Below are 14606 nucleotides of genomic sequence, written 5' to 3'. Positions count from 1 at the left end.
CAGATCACCTGCCGCTGACAGTGCCCGCCCCGGCCTCCCGCACCTGCCCGTCGAGCACCTCGAGCCGGCGGGTCGTCTCCACGGCGGCGAGCATGCGCCGGTCGTGGGTGACCAGCAGCAGCGTCCCGGCGTAGTCCGCCAGGGCCTGCTCGAGCTGCTCGATCGCCGGGAGGTCGAGGTGGTTCGTCGGCTCGTCCAGCACGAGCAGGTTGACCCCCCGCGCCTGCAGCAGGGCGAGCCCGGCGCGGGTCCGCTCACCGGGGGACAGCGTGGAGCAGGCGCGCAGCACGATGTCGCCGCGCAGCCCGAACTTCGCCAGCAGCGTGCGCACCTCGGCCTCGGGCCACTCGGGCACCTCGCGCCCGAGCACGTCGAGCAGCGGGCGCTCCCCGGTGAACAGCGCGCGCGCCTGGTCGACCTTCCCGACCTGGACCCCCGAGCCGACCCGCGCCGTCCCCGAGTCCGGCGGCAGCTCGCCGAGCAGCAGGCCGAGCAGCGTGGTCTTCCCGGCGCCGTTGGGCCCCGTCACCGCGACGCGCTCGCCCCACTCGACCTGCAGGGTGACCGGTCCGAGCACGAACCCGCCGCGCCGGACGACGGCCTCGCGCAGCTCGCCCACCAGGGTCCCCGACCGGGGTGCGGCGGCGATCGACATGCGCAGCTCCCACTCCTTGCGGGGCTCCTCGACCACCTCGAGCCGCTCGATCGCGCGGTCGGTCTGCCGGGCCTTCGCTGCCTGCTTCTCGCTCGCCTCGCTGCGGAACTTCCGGCCGATCTTGTCGTTGTCGGTCGCCTTGCGCCGGGCGTTCTTCACGCCCTTCTCCATCCAGGCGCGCTGGGTGCGCGCCCGCGCCTCCAGGTCGGAGCGGGTCTCGGCGTAGTCCTCGTACGCCTCACGGGCGTGCCGGCGCGCCCGCGCCCGCTCCTCGAGGTACGCGTCGTAGCCGCCGCCGTAGACCGCCACCCGGTGCTGCGCGGCGTCGATCTCGATGACCCGGTCCACGGTGCGGGCGAGGAACTCGCGGTCGTGGCTCACGACGACCACGCCGGCGCGCTGCCCGAGCACGAAGCCCTCGAGCCGCGCGAGGCCGTCGAGGTCGAGGTCGTTGGTGGGCTCGTCGAGGAGGAACACGTCGTAGCGGCTCAGCAGCAGGGCCGCGAGCCCCGCGCGGGCCGCCTGCCCGCCCGACAGCGCCGTCATCGGCATCGCGAGGTCGACGTCCAGCCCGAGGTCGGCAGCGACGGCGGGCGCGCGGTCCTCGAGGTCGGCCGCCCCGAGGGCGAGCCAGCGCTCCAGCGCCGTCGCGTACGCCTCGTCGGCGCCGGCAGCGCCCGCGGAGAGCGCCTCCGTCGCGGCCGTCAGCGCGGCGTCGGCGGCGGCGACGCCCGTCCGTCGCGCGAGGTGGTCGAGCACGCTCTCGCCCGAGCGCCGCTCGTGCTCCTGCGGGAGGTGGCCCACGACGGCGGAGGTGGGGGCGAGGGCGACCGAGCCGGACTCGGGAGCCTGCAGCCCGGCGAGGACGCGCAGCAGCGTCGACTTCCCCGCGCCGTTGGCGCCGACGAGCCCGACGACGTCACCCGGCGCGACGGTGAGGTCGAGGTCGGCGAAGAGCGAGCGGTCCCCGAAGGCGGCCGCGAGCCCGCTCGCGACGAGGGTCGCGCTCACCCGCGGGAGGCGAGGTGCGCGCGCAGGGCCTCGACGACCAGGGCGTGGTCCTCGCGCTGCGGCAGGCCGCTGACGACGGCGACGCCCACGACCCCGGTGCCGGCGACGGCGAGCGGGAACCCGCCGCCGTGCGCGCGGTAGTCGGCGAAGTCGAGTCCGTTGCGCTCGGTGAAGGAGACGCCGGACTCCTCCTCGACGAGGCGGTGGTAGAGGGTCGCGTGGCCGTAGCGCTCCACCACCCGGGTCTTGCCGGCGACCCAGACGTCGTTGTCCGGCACGACGCCGGGCAGCGCTGCGCGGAAGAGCACCTGCGGCCCGCGGCGCACCTCGATGAGGACCGGCAGTGCGCGCTCCCGGGCGAGCCGCAGCAGCTCGAGCCCGAGGTCCACGGCGTCGTCGTTCGACAGCGACGGGAGCACGAGCTCGCGCTCCTGGCTGAGGACGGTGTCGGGCGTGAGGGGCTCGGACGTCATGCCCGCAGCGTACGGGCCTCGGGCAACGCGGGCCAAAGGTCCGTCAATGGCCCTCGATCAGCGCGAGCGGTCCGTCCATTCTGGAGGTCCGCTCCCGTCCTGGAGGTTCCCGTGGGTGCTCTCGTCGTCCTCGCCGCCCTGCTCCTGCTCGCCGTGCTGGCTGCGCGCTTCGGCGCCGACAGCCGCGACCACGCGACCACCGCCCCGCGCTCGCGGGAGCCGGGCCGGGGGGCCGAGCCGCTGGCGTAGCCTCGCCGGTCGTGCGCGTGCGACCGGCCACCCCCGAGGGCCTCCGCGACGCGGTCGTGGAGCGCTGCCTCGCGGCGCGTGCGGACCGGCCCCTGCGCGTCGCGGTCGACGGGGCGCCCCCGGCCCGGCCGCTGGACCTGGCCCGCGCGGTCGCCGACGAGCTCGTCGCGCAGGGGCGACCGGCGACCGCGCTCGACGCCGCCGGCTTCCTGCGGCCGGCCTCGCTGCGCTTCGAGCACGGCCGGACGGACCCCGACGCGTACCTCGAGGACCGGCTCGACGTGCGCGCGCTCGACCGCGAGGTCCTCGACCCCCTCGAGCCCGGGGGTACGGGCCGGTTCCTCCCGAGCCTCTGGGACCCGGTGCGCGACCGGGCGACCCGCGCGGCGTACGTCGCTGCCGCACCCGGCCAGGTCGTGCTCGTCGCCGGGGAGCTGCTGCTTGGCCGGTGGCTCGCCTTCGACCTCACCGTGCACCTGCACCTCTCGCCCGCGGCGCTGCTCCGCCGCCTCCCGGAGGACGAGCGGTGGGTGCTGCCGGCGTACGAGCGGTACGCGGCGGAGACGGACCCGTCCCGCTCAGCCGACCTCGTCGCCCGGGTCGACGACCCCCGGCACCCCGGGCTCGTCGTCGAGCGGGACTGACTCGTCCGGCGGGTCCTCCAGCGGCAGCGCGCGCCCCACCAGCTCGGCCAGCCGCTCCTCCACGAGCACCCGCGCCGGCGCGGCCCCACCCGACGCCCGGCGCAGCAGAGCGTCGACCGGCAGCGGTGCGTCGGAGGCGACGAGCACGACGTTGCCGTTGCGCCGGCCCCGGAAGACCGCCGGCTCGCTCTGCAGGGCGACGTGCGCGAAGGACGCGAGCGCCGTCGCGGCCTCGCGCCGCGCGTCCGCGAGGCCGGGCCGGCCGCTGAGGTTGGCGACGTAGGTCCCGCCCGGGCGCAGCACCCGCCGCACCTCGGCGAGGAACCCCGTCGTCAGCAGGTGGGACGGCACCTGGAGGCCGTCGAAGGCGTCGCGGATGACGACGTCGGCGCTGCCCGGCGGCTCCTTCGCGAGCCCGGCGCGCCCGTCCCGTGCGCGCACCCGCAGCCGCGGGCCCTGGCGCAGCCCGAGGACGTCGCGGGCGAGCTCGACGATGCGCGGGTCGAGCTCGAGCACGACCTGCGTCGAGCGCGGTCGCGTGGCCGCGAGGTAGCGGGCGAGCGAGCCTGCACCCCCACCGACGTGGACGGTGTCGAGGGGGTCGCCGGCGGGCGCGAGCGAGTCCAGGACTCCCGCGATCCACGCCATGTACTCGAAGCCGAGGTGCGTCGGGTCGGCGAGGTCGACGTAGGACGAGGGCACGCCGTCGAGCAGCAGCACCCACCCCTCGTCGACGTCGAGGTCGCGCAGGAGCTCCGCGGTCTGGCCGGTCACCTCGTGCTGCCCGGGCAGGACCTCGGGTGCACCGCGGCGCGAGGGGGCGGGGCGACGGCGGCTGCGCGGCTCGCGCCCCACGGGTCCTCCTGGTCGTGCTCGTGCGGCGGCGGGATGTCCGGATCGTTACGGCTTCGAGACCTGCGGCGCTTGCCCCCGGGCGCCGCGCCAGGGTTCCATCTTCTCCGGGGCAGGCGCAAAGGCGCGCCTCTCCCGCCCGTGCGGTGTCGACCCCCCGCACCGACGACCTCCCGCACGCCGTGCGACCTCCCCGAGATCCCCGCCCCCGACAGGTAGCGTGCGCCCGTGGACGTGCTCGACGCGGGCGCCCGGCTGGGTCCGTACCAGCTGCTGGCACGCATCGGCGAGGGCGGCATGGGCGTCGTCCACCTCGCGCTCGACCCCGAGGGCCGCGCCGTCGCGGTCAAGGTCCTGCGCCCCCACGTGCTCGACGACTCCGGCCGCGAACGCCTCGCCCGCGAGGTCGCGGCGCTGCGCCGGGTCGGGGGCGAGCACGTCGCCAGCGTGGTCGACGCCGACCTCGAGGCCACCACGCCGTACGTCGTCATGCGCTACGTCCAGGGGCGCCCGCTGCCCGAGCGCGTGGAGCGGCACGGCGCCGTCCGCGGCGACGAGCTGCACGCGCTGGCCGCGGGGCTCGGCGCCGCCCTCGTCTCGCTCCACGCGGCCGGCGTGGTGCACCGCGACGTCAAGCCCGGCAACGTGCTGCTCGCCGAGGGCCAGCCGGTGCTCGTCGACTTCGGGCTCGCCCACGTGCTCGACACCACCCGGCTGACCGCGACCGGCCTCTTCCTCGGGACGCCGGGCTACCTGCCGCCCGAGACCGTCCGCGGGTCCGGCGTCACCCCCGCCGCCGACGTGTACGGGTGGGGCGCCACCGTCGCGTTCGCGGCCACCGGTCGGCCGCCGTTCGGCAGCGGCGCCTTCGAGGTCGTCCTGGCGCGCGTCCTCGAGGGCGAGCCGGACCTCGACGGGGTGCCCGACGAGCTGCTGGCGCTGGTCGTGGCCGCGCTCGACCCGGAGCCCGCGGCGCGCCCGAGCGCGCAGGAGGTGGCAGCGCTCGGCGGGGGAGCGGCGACGACCCTGGCGGTCGTGCGGCCGGCGGCGCCGCGCGCGCCCGAGCCCCGGCCCGCGCTCGTGGTGCCGCCGGGAGTCCCGGTCGTGGTGCACGGGACCGTGCCGCGCGAGCCCGTCGCGCCGTACGCCCCTCCGCCCCTGCCGCCGCGCCCGCCCTCCGCGCCGGTGCTGCTCGCCGCGCTCGTCGTCGTGCTCGCCGCCGTCTGCGCCCGTGCGCCCGTCGTGGGCGGCGCCCTCGTCGTCGCCGGGGCGGCCGGCGCCCGCGCCGTCGACCTCGCCTCGCGAGCGCGCCGGTCCCGGGCCGCGCGCCGCGGTCCCGGACGCTCCGACCCCTGGGTGGCGGGCGCCCTCGCGCCCTGGCACCTGCTGCGCGCGCTGGCCGCCACCGCGGTCACGCTGCCGCTCGGCCTGCTCGGCGCGGCGGGCACCGCCCTCGCGGCGCACGCGCTCCTGCCGCCCGGCGGGGCGGACCTGCACCGGGCCGGCGCCGCCGCCGCTGCTGCTGCCGTGGGCGCGGCGCTGCTGTGCTGGGGACCGGGCTGCACCGGCGTACGCCGTGGAGCCGCCCGCGTGCTGCTCGCCGGTGGCCCGAGCAGGGCCAGCCGGGCCGCGACGGGGCTGCTGGCCCTCGTCGCCGCGGCGCTCCTCGTGCTCTCCGCCACCGCGGAGCCCGCCGCGTGGCCCCTCGGCTCCCTGCCGGACCTCGCCCTGCGCGGCTACCGCTGGCTCGCCCCGGCCTAGCCCTCGCGCCCTGCCGAGCGGCGCGCCTCGCGCCCTACCGAGCGGCGCGCCTCGCGCGGTAGGCCGCCACGTTCGTCCGGTTCGAGCACGTCACGTCGCAGAAGCGGCGCGAGCGGTTCTTCGACAGGTCGACGAGCACGTCGTCGCAGTCCGCGGCGGCGCACCGGCGCAGCCGCGGCATCTCGCCCATGCGGATCACGTCGACGAACGCCATCGCGGCCTCGACGGCCATGCGGTCGGCGAGCGGGGCGTGCGGCGAGGTCGCGTGCAGGTGGTAGTCCCAGCCGTCGTGCCGGACGAGCTGCGGCAGGGCGCGCGCCTCGGCGAGCAGGGCGTTGACGAGCTCGACCGCCTCGTCCTCGGGGGCGTCCCACAGCCGCTCGAGGCGGGGGCGCAGCTCGCGGACGGCGCTCAGCTCGTCCTCGTCGTGGGTGCGGTCGCCGGTGAAGCCCCAGGACGTGACGTAGCGCTCCAGGTCGGCGAGGTCCGCGAGGCCGTCGGGCTCGCTGTGCGCGGTGTTGACGAGCTCCGCCGCCGAGGCCAGCGCCATCTCGGTGTCATGGGCGAAAACCACCTTGACTCCTTACTCGCGGCAGACCTACGGTGGCGGCGCGTCACGGGCGTCGGCCCGCCACGGTCGTGACGCTCTCGGCAACCCCGCCGTCGGAGGATCTCATGCCCGGCTCGAGCTCCCGTGGCACCGGCCTGTGGCTGGCGCTGCTCTCGGGCGCGAGCTTCGGCAGCTCGGGCTCCTTCGCGACCTCGCTGCTCGACGCGGGCTGGACACCGGCGGCCGCGGTCAGCGCTCGGCTGCTCGTCGCCTTCGTCGTGCTCACGCCCTTCGCGCTGCGCGAGTTGCGCAGCGGCGTCGCCGGGCTGCGCCGCTCGGCCGGGGCCGTCGTCGGCTACGGCGTGCTCGCCGTCGCGGCGGCGCAGCTGTGCTACTTCGGCGCCGTGCCCCGGCTGGGCGTCGGGGTGGCGCTGCTCCTCGAGTACCTCGGGATCCTGCTCGTCGTCGGCTGGATGTGGCTGCGCCACGGGCAGCGCCCGCGGCGGCTCACCGGTGCCGGCGCCGCGCTGGCGCTGGTCGGGCTCGCCCTCGTGCTCGACCTCGGCGGGGGAGTGCGGCTCGACCCGGTCGGCGTCCTGTGGGGACTGGGAGCCGCGGTCGGACTGGCGGTCTACTTCGTCCGCTCCGCCGAGCAGCCCGAGGACCTGCCGCCGGTGGTCCTCGCGTGGGGCGGCCTGGGCGTCGGCGCGCTGGTCCTGCTGGCGGCGGGGGCGACCGGGCACCCCCGGCTGCACGCGTCCACCCGCTCGGTCGAGCTGCTGTCGCACGCGGTCCCGCCTCTCGTCCCCGTGCTCGGGCTGGCCGTGGTCGCCGCCGCGCTGGCCTACGCGACGGGCATCGCCGGGGCGCGGCTGCTCGGCCCGCGCCTCGCGTCCTTCATCGGGCTCAGCGAAGTGCTCTTCGCCGTGGCCTTCGCCTGGCTGCTGCTCGGCCAGCTGCCCGCCCCCGTCCAGCTGGTCGGCGGCGCCGTCCTGCTCGCCGGTGTCGTGCTCGTCCGCGTCGACGAGCTGCGCGACCCGCAGCCGGCCCTCCCCGAGCCCGCGGGTGCGGGGGCCGTCGCGGGGTAGGTCCCCGCCATGGCCCTGACGCAGCTCGGGTCCGCCGTCGGGAGCGCCCTCGCCAGGGTGTCCGTCCTGCGCGGCGGGCGTCCCATGCACCCCTCCGGGGACACGTACGTCGCCGTCCTCGACCGGCTGCCGCTCGCGCAGCCCTGGGGCGTGGCGTGGCTCGACGCGACCGGCAGCGCGCCCGCGGTGGTCCGGCTCTCGCGCTCGGTCGGGCTGCCGGGACCGGTGCCCGACGTGCTCGGTCTCGCGGTCCGCGTGCCCGGCGCGGGCGGACCGGTCGACCTGCTCCTGGCCACGGCCGGGCTCGGTGCGCTCAGCCGGCACCTGCTGGCCCCGCGCCGCGACACCGCCGGCGCGTACTCCTCGCTGGCGAGCTACGGCAGCCCGCAGGGCCGGGTGACGCTGGCGGCGGTGGCCGAGGACCAGACACCCACGAGCTTCGTGCTCGCCGCCGCGCTCGGGCGCGGACCGTTCGAGCCGTACGCCGTGCTGCGCCTCGGCGCCCTGCTCGCCGCCGACGAGGACCCCGCTGACGCGTACGACGCGGTTCGGCACGCGCCTCCCGGCCTGACGGCCGACGGCGCGATGTCGCGCTTCCGCGCCCCCGCGTACGCCCGGGTGCGCGAGCAGCGCGACGCCCGCCTCGAGTGGCGGGTGCCACAGAGCCCGATCGCGCCGTGACTGGTGCAAAGCGGGGCTCCGCGGGGCACACCTGCCGTCGTGACCGCGACCGAGACCGCCCCACGCTCCGGCTCCGAGGAGCCCCGCCCGGCTGAGCAGGGGGGCGGCGAGCAGGCCGGCGACCCGCGCCGCTGGCGGGCGCTCGCGGTCTGCCTCGTCGCGGCGTTCATGACGCTGCTCGACGTCAGCATCGTCAACGTCGCCCTGCCGAGCATCCAGAAGGGCCTGTCGGCCAGCGCGAGCGACCTGCAGTGGGTGCTCTCGGGCTACGCGGTGGCGTTCGGCCTGCTGCTGGTCCCGGCCGGACGGCTGGGCGACTCGTACGGCCGTCGGCTGGTCTTCATCATCGGCGTCGCGGGGTTCACGCTCGCGTCGGTGCTCTGCGGGCTCGCCCCGTCCTCGAGCACCCTCGCGGGCGCGCGGCTGCTGCAGGGCGCCGCAGCCGGCCTCGTGATCCCGCAGAACGCCGGCGTCATCCAGCAGCTGTTCCGCGGGAAGGAGCGCGGCCAGGCGTTCGGCATGCTCGGCGCGGTCATCGGCCTGTCCACCGCGGTCGGGCCGCTCGCGGGCGGGCTGCTCATCAGCGCCTTCGGCACGACGGAGGGCTGGCGCTGGATCTTCTTCGTCAACCTGCCCATCGGCCTGGTCGTCCTGCCGTTCGCCTGGCGCCTGCTGCCCGGTCGCCCGGAGGAGCGGGGGAGCCGCTCGCTCGACCCCGTCGGCGTCGTCCTGCTCGGCGTCTCCGTGGTCCTCGTCCTCCTGCCGCTCGTCGAGGAGAGCGAGTGGAAGGGCGCCGCGAAGTGGCTGCTCGTGCCGGCCGGGCTGCTGGTCGCCGGGCTGTTCCTGCTCTGGGAGCGCAGGTACGCGCGGCGCGGCGGCGCTCCCGTGGTCGACCTCGGGCTCTTCCGGCTGAAGTCGTACGCGCTGGGCAACGCGATCGGCTCGGTCTACTTCGCGGGCTTCACCGGGATCTTCTTCGTCTACACGCTGTTCCTGCAGCAGGGCCGCGGCTACAGCGCGCTCGAGGCGGGTCTCGCGCAGGTGCCGTTCGCGGTCGGCTCGGGCGTGGCGAGCGCCGTGGGCGGCAAGCTCGTGCACCGGGCCGGCCGTCCGCTGGTGGTCGCCGGGCTCGCCCTCGTCGTCGTCGGCCTCGTCGCCACCGACCTCCTGCTGGGCTCGGCGAGCGGCAAGGAGGTCGGCTGGGTCCTCGCGGTCCCGCTGCTCGTCGCCGGTGTGGGCAGCGGCCTGGTCATCGCGCCGAACACCTCGATCAGCCTGTCCGAGGTGCCGCCCGAGGGCAGCGGCAGCGCGTCCGGGGTGCTGCAGACCGGGCAGCGGGTCGGCACCGCGCTCGGCATCGCGGCCGTGGGGTCGGTCTTCTTCAGCGCGCTGGCCTCGTCGAAGGGCAAGGACTGGTCCGGAGCGCTGGAGCGGGGCCTGCTCGTGGCCACGGCGTTCGTCGTGCTCTCGCTGCTGCTGGGGCTCCTGGACCTGCGCGGTGGCAGGTCCCGCAGCCACGGCCGGCACGAGCGGGCCTGAGCCCGCTCAGCTGGCCGCGCGCACCTGGCCCTTCACCCGGGCGAGCATCGCGGCCATCCCGCGCAGCCGCAGCGGGCTGACGAGCTCGGCGAGGCCCAGCCGCACGTAGAAGTCGTCGGGCACGGCGAGCACCTGCTCCGCGCTCGCGCCCTCGAGCCCGGTGCGCAGGATGCCGGCGAAGCCGCGGGTCGTCGGTGCCTCGGCGGGAGCGTCGAACCACAGGTGCACCGGCCCCGCCTGCTCGACCTCGACCGCGAGGAACAGCGGCGACTGGCACTCCTGGACCTGCTCCATGCCGGCCCGCGAGGCGAAGCGCTCGGGCAGCGCCGGCAGCTCCTGGCCCATCTCGAGCAGCAGCTGGAGCCGGTCGCGCGGCGCGACCGCCGCGAAGTCCTCGACGACCTCCTCGAGCGGCGCGGGCAGCGCGCTCACTGCCCGGAGCCGGTCTCGATGGGGACGCGGACGCTGTTGCCCCACTCGGTCCACGAGCCGTCGTAGTTGCGCACGCGGTCGTAGCCCAGCAGGTGCGTCAGCACGAACCACGTGTGCGACGAGCGCTCCCCGATGCGGCAGTAGACGACCACGTCGTCCTCGGGGCTGAGCCCCGCCCCGCCCTCGTAGAGCGCCCGCAGCTCCTCGAGCGGACGGAAGGTCGCGTCCTCGGCGGCCGCCGTCGCCCACGGGACGTTGCGCGCGCCCGGGACGTGGCCGCCGCGCACCGCGCCCTCCTGCGGGTAGTCGGGCATGTGGAGCAGCTCGCCGGTGTACTCGCCGGGGGAGCGGACGTCGATCAGCGGGGAGCCGAGGTGCGCCAGCACGTCGTCCTTGAAGGCGCGCACGCGGCTGTCGTCGCGCTCGACCACCGGGTAGTCCGCAGCGACCGGCTCCGGCACCGCTGTCGTCAGCTCGCGGCCCTCGGCGGCCCACTTCGCCCGGCCGCCGTCGAGCAGCCGCACGTCCGGGTGGCCGAACAGCGTGAACACCCACAGCGCGTACGCCGCCCACCAGTTGTTGCGGTCGCCGTAGATCACGACGGTCGAGTCGCGCGAGATCCCCTTCGCCCGCATCAGCGCGGCGAACCGCTCGCCGTCGACGTAGTCGCGGGTGACCGGGTCGTTGAGCTCGGTGTGCCAGTCCACCTTCACCGAGCCGGGCACGTGGCCGGTGTCGTAGAGCAGCACGTCCTCGTCGGACTCGACCACGACGAGCCCGGGCTGTCCGAGGTGCTCGGCGAGCCACGCGGTGCTCACCAGGCGCTCCGGGTGGGCGTAGCCGGCGGACTCGGCCTGGGCGTCGACGGGCAGGGCCACGGTTCCTCCACGTGCTCAGCGGGTGGGGGCGTGCCCCCCTTCGCCCTCCGCAACGCACGGACGGCCCGCCGTCATCCTGCACGCCGCCATCCTCGCCGTGGTCCCCCGGCACTGGTCGGACCGGGAGCGAGCCCCCGTAGGGTGCGGCCGTGCCCGCACTGCCCGACGTCCTCGCCCAGGTCCGCGACTGGCCCGTCCCGCACGTGGCGGTCGCCGTCGTCGGCCCGGACGGCATCCTCGCCGCCGAGGGCGACCTCGAGCGGGCGTACGCGCTGGCGAGCGTGACCAAGCCGCTCACGGCGTACGCGACGCTGCTCGCGGTCGAGGAGGGCGCGCTCGCGCTCGACGACCCGGCCGGGCCCGCGGGCTCGACGGTGCGCCACCTGCTCGCGCACGCGTCCGGGCTCCCGCTCGAGGGCCCGGCCCCGATGGCGGCGCCGGGCGTGCGGCGGATCTACTCCAACACCGGCTTCGAGGTGCTCGCCGCGGCGGTGGAGCGCGCGGTCGAGATGCCCTTCGCGGACTACCTCGCCGAGGGAGTGCTGCGCCCGCTCGCCATGCGGGCCAGCAGCCTGCCCGGCTCGGCGGCGCGGGCCGGGGTCTCGACGGTGCGCGACCTCACGGCCTTCGCCGCCGAGCTGCTGCGGCCCGCCCTGCTGCACCCGACGACCGCCGCCGAGCTCGCGGCGGTGCAGTTCCCCGGGCTGCGCGGCCTCGTGCCGGGCTTCGGCAAGCAGGAGCCGAACGACTGGGGGCTCGGCGTCGAGGTCCGCGGCACCAAGGCGCCGCACTGGACCGGTCCGACGCAGTCGCCGGCGACCTTCGGCCACTTCGGGCAGAGCGGCACGTACGTCTGGGTGGACCGCGCGGCGGGCGTCGCCTGCGTCTGCCTCACCGACCGCACGTTCGAGGCCTGGGCGGCGGAGCTGTGGCCGGGCTTCAACGACGCGGTGCTGCGGGCGGCGACCGGGGGCTGACGCAGCCCGCCGTCAGCCCGGGAGGTGCGCCCGGACGGCGGCGAGGTCGTCCGCCTCGGCGGCCTGCTTGTCCTCGCGGTAGCGCACGACCCGGGCGAAGCGCAGCGCCACGCCCCCGGGGTAGCGCGGCGAGCGCTGCACGCCGTCGAAGGCGATCTCGACGACGAGGTCGGGGCGGACGACGACGCCCCACCCGGGGCGCTCCACGGCACGCTCCTGCAGGGCCGCGGTCTGCCACTCGAGCAGCGCGTCCGTCAGCCCCTTGAAGGTCTTGCCGAGCATCACGGGCGCGCCGCCGTCGGGGTCGCGCGCGCCGAGGTGGAGGTTGGACAGCCAGCCGCGCCGGCGCCCGGAGCCCCACTCGGCGCCGAGGACGAGCAGGTCGAGGGTGTGCACGGGCTTGACCTTGACCCAGGCGCTGCCGCGCCTCCCCGCGGAGTACGCCGAGGCCAGGTCCTTGACCACCACGCCCTCGTGCCCCCTGGCGAGCGTCGCCGCGAGGAACCCCTCCGCTGCGTCCACCGGCTGGCCCGGGAGCCAGCGCAGTGCGCGCACCCGGTGCTCCTCCGGGACCACGCGCTCGAGCTCGGCGCGGCGCTCCTCGAGCGGGACGCCCAGCAGGTCGCGCCCGTCGAGGTGCAGCAGGTCGAAGAAGACCGGCGTGAGCGCGCGGTCGCCGCCGCCGGGCGTCCGCGTCCCCGTGCGCGACGCCGTGTCCTGGAAGGCGTGCGGGCGGCCGTCGTCGCGCAGCGCGACGGCCTCGCCGTCGAGGACGACGCGCTCCACGGGCAGGGCGCGGGCGAGCGCGACGACCTCGGGGAGCCGGCCCGTCAGGTCGTCGAGGGTCCGGCTGAGCACCACCACCTCGTCGCCGTCGCGGTGGACCTGCACGCGGATGCCGTCGATCTTCTCCTCGACGGAGGCGCCGTGCTCCATGCCGGCCAGGGCCTCGCCGACGCTCGGGCTGCTCGCCGCGAGCATGGGGTGGACGCCGCGCCCGGGGACCAGTCCCACCTCCGCGAGGGCGCCGGGTCCGCGGGCGACGAGGAGGGCCGCGACGGCGGGCAGCGAGCCGCTGAGCATGGCGGCGCGGCGCACCTCCTCGAGCGGGGCGTCTGCGGCTGCCGCCCACGCCTCGAGCACCTGCGCCTCCAGCGCGCCCTGGCGCAGCTCGCCCAGGAGGAGCCGGCGCAGCAGGTCCTGCTCCTCGGCGGTGGCGGCGGAGAGCAGCGAGCCCAGCCGGTCGGCCCGCCGACCGGCGCTCCCCGGTCCGCGCTCCGTGCTCAGCGCCTCGACGGCGGCGTCCACGTCGAGCACGTCCAGGCTGCTGCGCTCCGCGGGCGCGGGCAGCGCGCGCAGCGACGACCAGCCGACACCGGTCGCCCGCTGCCGCACGTCCCCGGCGAGGTACGCCGTCACGACGGCCGCGTCCTCGGGGGAGCCGCCGGCGAGCACCTCGCGCAGCAGGGCCTCGAGCACGCGGCCCTTCTCCCGCCGGGAGCGGGTCGCGGCGACGGCGCTGCTGGCGGCCACCAGCGCGGCGAGCGTGGTCATGCCACGCATCGTGGCAGGGCCCACCGACGCTCGCCCGGAGGAGCGCGTCAGGCGGCGCCGAGCGCCCCCGGGCGGAGCGACGGCAGGGTGCGCTGGCGCGGGCGCACCGGCTGGCGGTGGGCGAGCGACTCGCGGAGGAGGGCGCGCCCCCGGTGGAGCCGGCTGCGGACGGTCCCGAGCTTGACGCCGAGCACCTCGGCCGCCTGCTCGTAGCCCATGCCGTCGACGTCGCAGAGCACGACGGCGTCGCGGTACGCAGGGGGGAGCGCCGCCAGCGCGGCGCGGACGTCCACGTCGAGGGTGCTGTCCGTCCACGCGTCCTCCGAGGAGGGGGAGGCGGTGCCGAGCGCCACGAGGTCGTCGTCCGCCACGGCCTCGATGAGGATCCGCTTGCGCCGGCGCCACCGGTCGCGGAAGAGGTTCATCGTGATGCGGGTGACCCAGCCGTCGAAGTTGCCCTCGGTGTAGGAGTCGAGGGAGCGGAAGATCCGCACGAACACGTCGTGCGTCAGGTCCTCCGCGTCGGCGGCGTTGCCCGTGAGCCGGTAGGAGAGGCGGTACACCCGCTGCTGCTGCTCGCGCACGATGCGCTCCCAGTCCTCGCTGCTCGCGGTGGGGGAGGTCGGCGTCACGGGTGCCGGCGTCACGGGTGCCTGCGTCATGGTGACAGGAGACCCCGTGGCCGCGAAAGCAGTGCGAAAGCACCGGGAGGGGCGCGGTACGCTCTTCCCCGGCGCGCGGGACCCGCGTGCCGCGGCACGGGTCCACCCGTGCCGGAGGGGCGTAGCTCAACTGGCAGAGCAGCGGTCTCCAAAACCGCAGGTTGCAGGTTCAAGTCCTGTCGCCCCTGCACCGACGACCAGGTCCGCACCGCGCCCGCAGCTCCTGCTGCGGGCCCGTGCGCGGGCCGGCTCCCCACGACCGCGCGAGGCGGTCGCGACGCCGCTGCCCCCGCCCACCAGCGGGGAGCAGGATGCCCGGGGGAGCGGTCGCAGGGGCTGCCGGAGGCCGAGTTGACAGGTCTGCGGGAGTCGCGTAAGTTTTCTCCTCGTGCCTCGCGAGAGGAACGGACACCAGGGGGTCACCCCCGGCGGCCGGTCTCGGAGGCGGAAAGTCGCGAAAGGATCTGCTAATGTAGATCTCGCAACGACAACAACCACGAAAGACGCCCGGAAGGGCTGGCAGCGTGTGTGCTCGTTTCTTGAGAACTCAACAGCGTGCTATTCGAGGAAGATGCCATTTGTTTTGTCCTCGTCGCCCGC

Annotated in this window: 15 protein-coding genes and 1 tRNA gene; 8 read left to right on the top strand and 8 right to left on the bottom strand. The window is 76.5% G+C overall.

What is annotated here, in order from left to right:
* Window positions 1-4 precede the first annotated feature (4 nt).
* Window positions 5-1666 (bottom strand): ABC-F family ATP-binding cassette domain-containing protein, encoded by a 1662-nt coding sequence (locus tag EV189_RS10935; protein WP_130493022.1) that lies wholly within the window; start codon window positions 1664-1666, stop codon window positions 5-7.
* Window positions 1663-2139, bottom strand: a complete 477-nt coding sequence (locus EV189_RS10930; protein WP_130493021.1) for a heme-degrading domain-containing protein — start codon at window positions 2137-2139, stop codon at window positions 1663-1665. Before EV189_RS10930 ends, EV189_RS10935 begins: the two co-directional genes overlap by 4 nt.
* A gap of 111 nt (window positions 2140-2250) precedes the next feature.
* On the opposite strand from EV189_RS10930, the gene EV189_RS20185 reads away from it, so the two are divergent.
* The gene (locus tag EV189_RS20185; protein WP_165400258.1) at window positions 2251-2388 is read left to right on the top strand and encodes a hypothetical protein; all 138 of its coding nucleotides are present in this window, start codon (window positions 2251-2253) and stop codon (window positions 2386-2388) included.
* A gap of 11 nt (window positions 2389-2399) precedes the next feature.
* Window positions 2400-3032, top strand: a complete 633-nt coding sequence (locus EV189_RS10925) for a nucleoside/nucleotide kinase family protein (RefSeq protein WP_130493020.1) — start codon at window positions 2400-2402, stop codon at window positions 3030-3032.
* On the opposite strand, the gene EV189_RS10920 is transcribed toward EV189_RS10925, so the two are convergent.
* Window positions 2967-3887 (bottom strand): spermidine synthase, encoded by a 921-nt coding sequence (locus EV189_RS10920; RefSeq protein WP_231116283.1) that lies wholly within the window; start codon window positions 3885-3887, stop codon window positions 2967-2969. The genes EV189_RS10925 and EV189_RS10920 overlap by 66 nt on opposite strands.
* Before the next feature lie 225 nt (window positions 3888-4112).
* On the opposite strand from EV189_RS10920, the gene EV189_RS10915 reads away from it, so the two are divergent.
* Window positions 4113-5645 carry a serine/threonine-protein kinase gene (locus EV189_RS10915; protein ID WP_130493019.1) on the top strand — a complete coding sequence of 511 codons (1533 nt, stop codon included), beginning with the start codon at window positions 4113-4115 and terminating at the stop codon, window positions 5643-5645.
* Window positions 5646-5679: 34 nt separating this feature from the next.
* Here the strand turns inward: EV189_RS10915 and EV189_RS10910 are convergent, their stop codons facing one another.
* On the bottom strand, window positions 5680-6219 hold the full coding sequence (locus tag EV189_RS10910) for a CGNR zinc finger domain-containing protein (protein ID WP_130493018.1): 540 nt from the start codon (window positions 6217-6219) through the stop codon (window positions 5680-5682).
* Between the two features lie 101 nt (window positions 6220-6320).
* Between EV189_RS10910 and EV189_RS10905 the strand changes: the two genes are divergently transcribed.
* From EV189_RS10905 to EV189_RS10895, 3 genes are read left to right on the top strand one after another with little or no spacing between them, the layout of a single operon-like run.
* Window positions 6321-7283 carry a DMT family transporter gene (locus EV189_RS10905; protein WP_130493017.1) on the top strand — a complete coding sequence of 321 codons (963 nt, stop codon included), beginning with the start codon at window positions 6321-6323 and terminating at the stop codon, window positions 7281-7283.
* A 9-nt stretch (window positions 7284-7292) separates the two neighbouring features.
* Window positions 7293-7964: a phosphodiesterase gene (locus tag EV189_RS10900; RefSeq protein ID WP_130493016.1), complete on the top strand. Its 672-nt coding sequence runs from the start codon at window positions 7293-7295 to the stop codon at window positions 7962-7964.
* A 39-nt stretch (window positions 7965-8003) separates the two neighbouring features.
* A complete protein-coding gene (locus EV189_RS10895) occupies window positions 8004-9503 on the top strand; it encodes an MFS transporter (protein WP_231116282.1) in 1500 nt (499 codons plus the stop codon).
* A gap of 6 nt (window positions 9504-9509) precedes the next feature.
* Here the strand turns inward: EV189_RS10895 and EV189_RS10890 are convergent, their stop codons facing one another.
* On the bottom strand, window positions 9510-9935 hold the full coding sequence (locus EV189_RS10890; RefSeq protein WP_130493015.1) for a SufE family protein: 426 nt from the start codon (window positions 9933-9935) through the stop codon (window positions 9510-9512).
* A complete protein-coding gene (locus tag EV189_RS10885) occupies window positions 9932-10813 on the bottom strand; it encodes a sulfurtransferase (RefSeq protein ID WP_130493014.1) in 882 nt (293 codons plus the stop codon). The genes EV189_RS10890 and EV189_RS10885 overlap by 4 nt, the downstream gene beginning before the upstream one ends.
* A gap of 149 nt (window positions 10814-10962) precedes the next feature.
* On the opposite strand from EV189_RS10885, the gene EV189_RS10880 reads away from it, so the two are divergent.
* The gene (locus tag EV189_RS10880) at window positions 10963-11790 is read left to right on the top strand and encodes a serine hydrolase domain-containing protein (RefSeq protein WP_231116281.1); all 828 of its coding nucleotides are present in this window, start codon (window positions 10963-10965) and stop codon (window positions 11788-11790) included.
* A gap of 12 nt (window positions 11791-11802) precedes the next feature.
* On the opposite strand, the gene EV189_RS10875 is transcribed toward EV189_RS10880, so the two are convergent.
* Both EV189_RS10875 and EV189_RS10870 read right to left on the bottom strand, forming a co-directional pair.
* Window positions 11803-13344 carry an ATP-dependent DNA ligase gene (locus EV189_RS10875; RefSeq protein ID WP_231116280.1) on the bottom strand — a complete coding sequence of 514 codons (1542 nt, stop codon included), beginning with the start codon at window positions 13342-13344 and terminating at the stop codon, window positions 11803-11805.
* Window positions 13345-13391: 47 nt separating this feature from the next.
* The gene (locus EV189_RS10870) at window positions 13392-14006 is read right to left on the bottom strand and encodes a sigma-70 family RNA polymerase sigma factor (protein ID WP_130493012.1); all 615 of its coding nucleotides are present in this window, start codon (window positions 14004-14006) and stop codon (window positions 13392-13394) included.
* Between the two features lie 115 nt (window positions 14007-14121).
* Between EV189_RS10870 and EV189_RS10865 the strand changes: the two genes are divergently transcribed.
* A tRNA-Trp gene (locus tag EV189_RS10865) sits at window positions 14122-14194 on the top strand.
* Window positions 14195-14606: the final 412 nt, after the last annotated feature.

This window comes from Motilibacter rhizosphaerae (assembly GCF_004216915.1).
GTDB classification, from domain to species: Bacteria; Actinomycetota; Actinomycetes; order Motilibacterales; family Motilibacteraceae; genus Motilibacter; species Motilibacter rhizosphaerae.
Note: the sequence above shows the minus strand (reverse complement) of the source record. Positions and strands in the feature narration are given on the sequence as shown.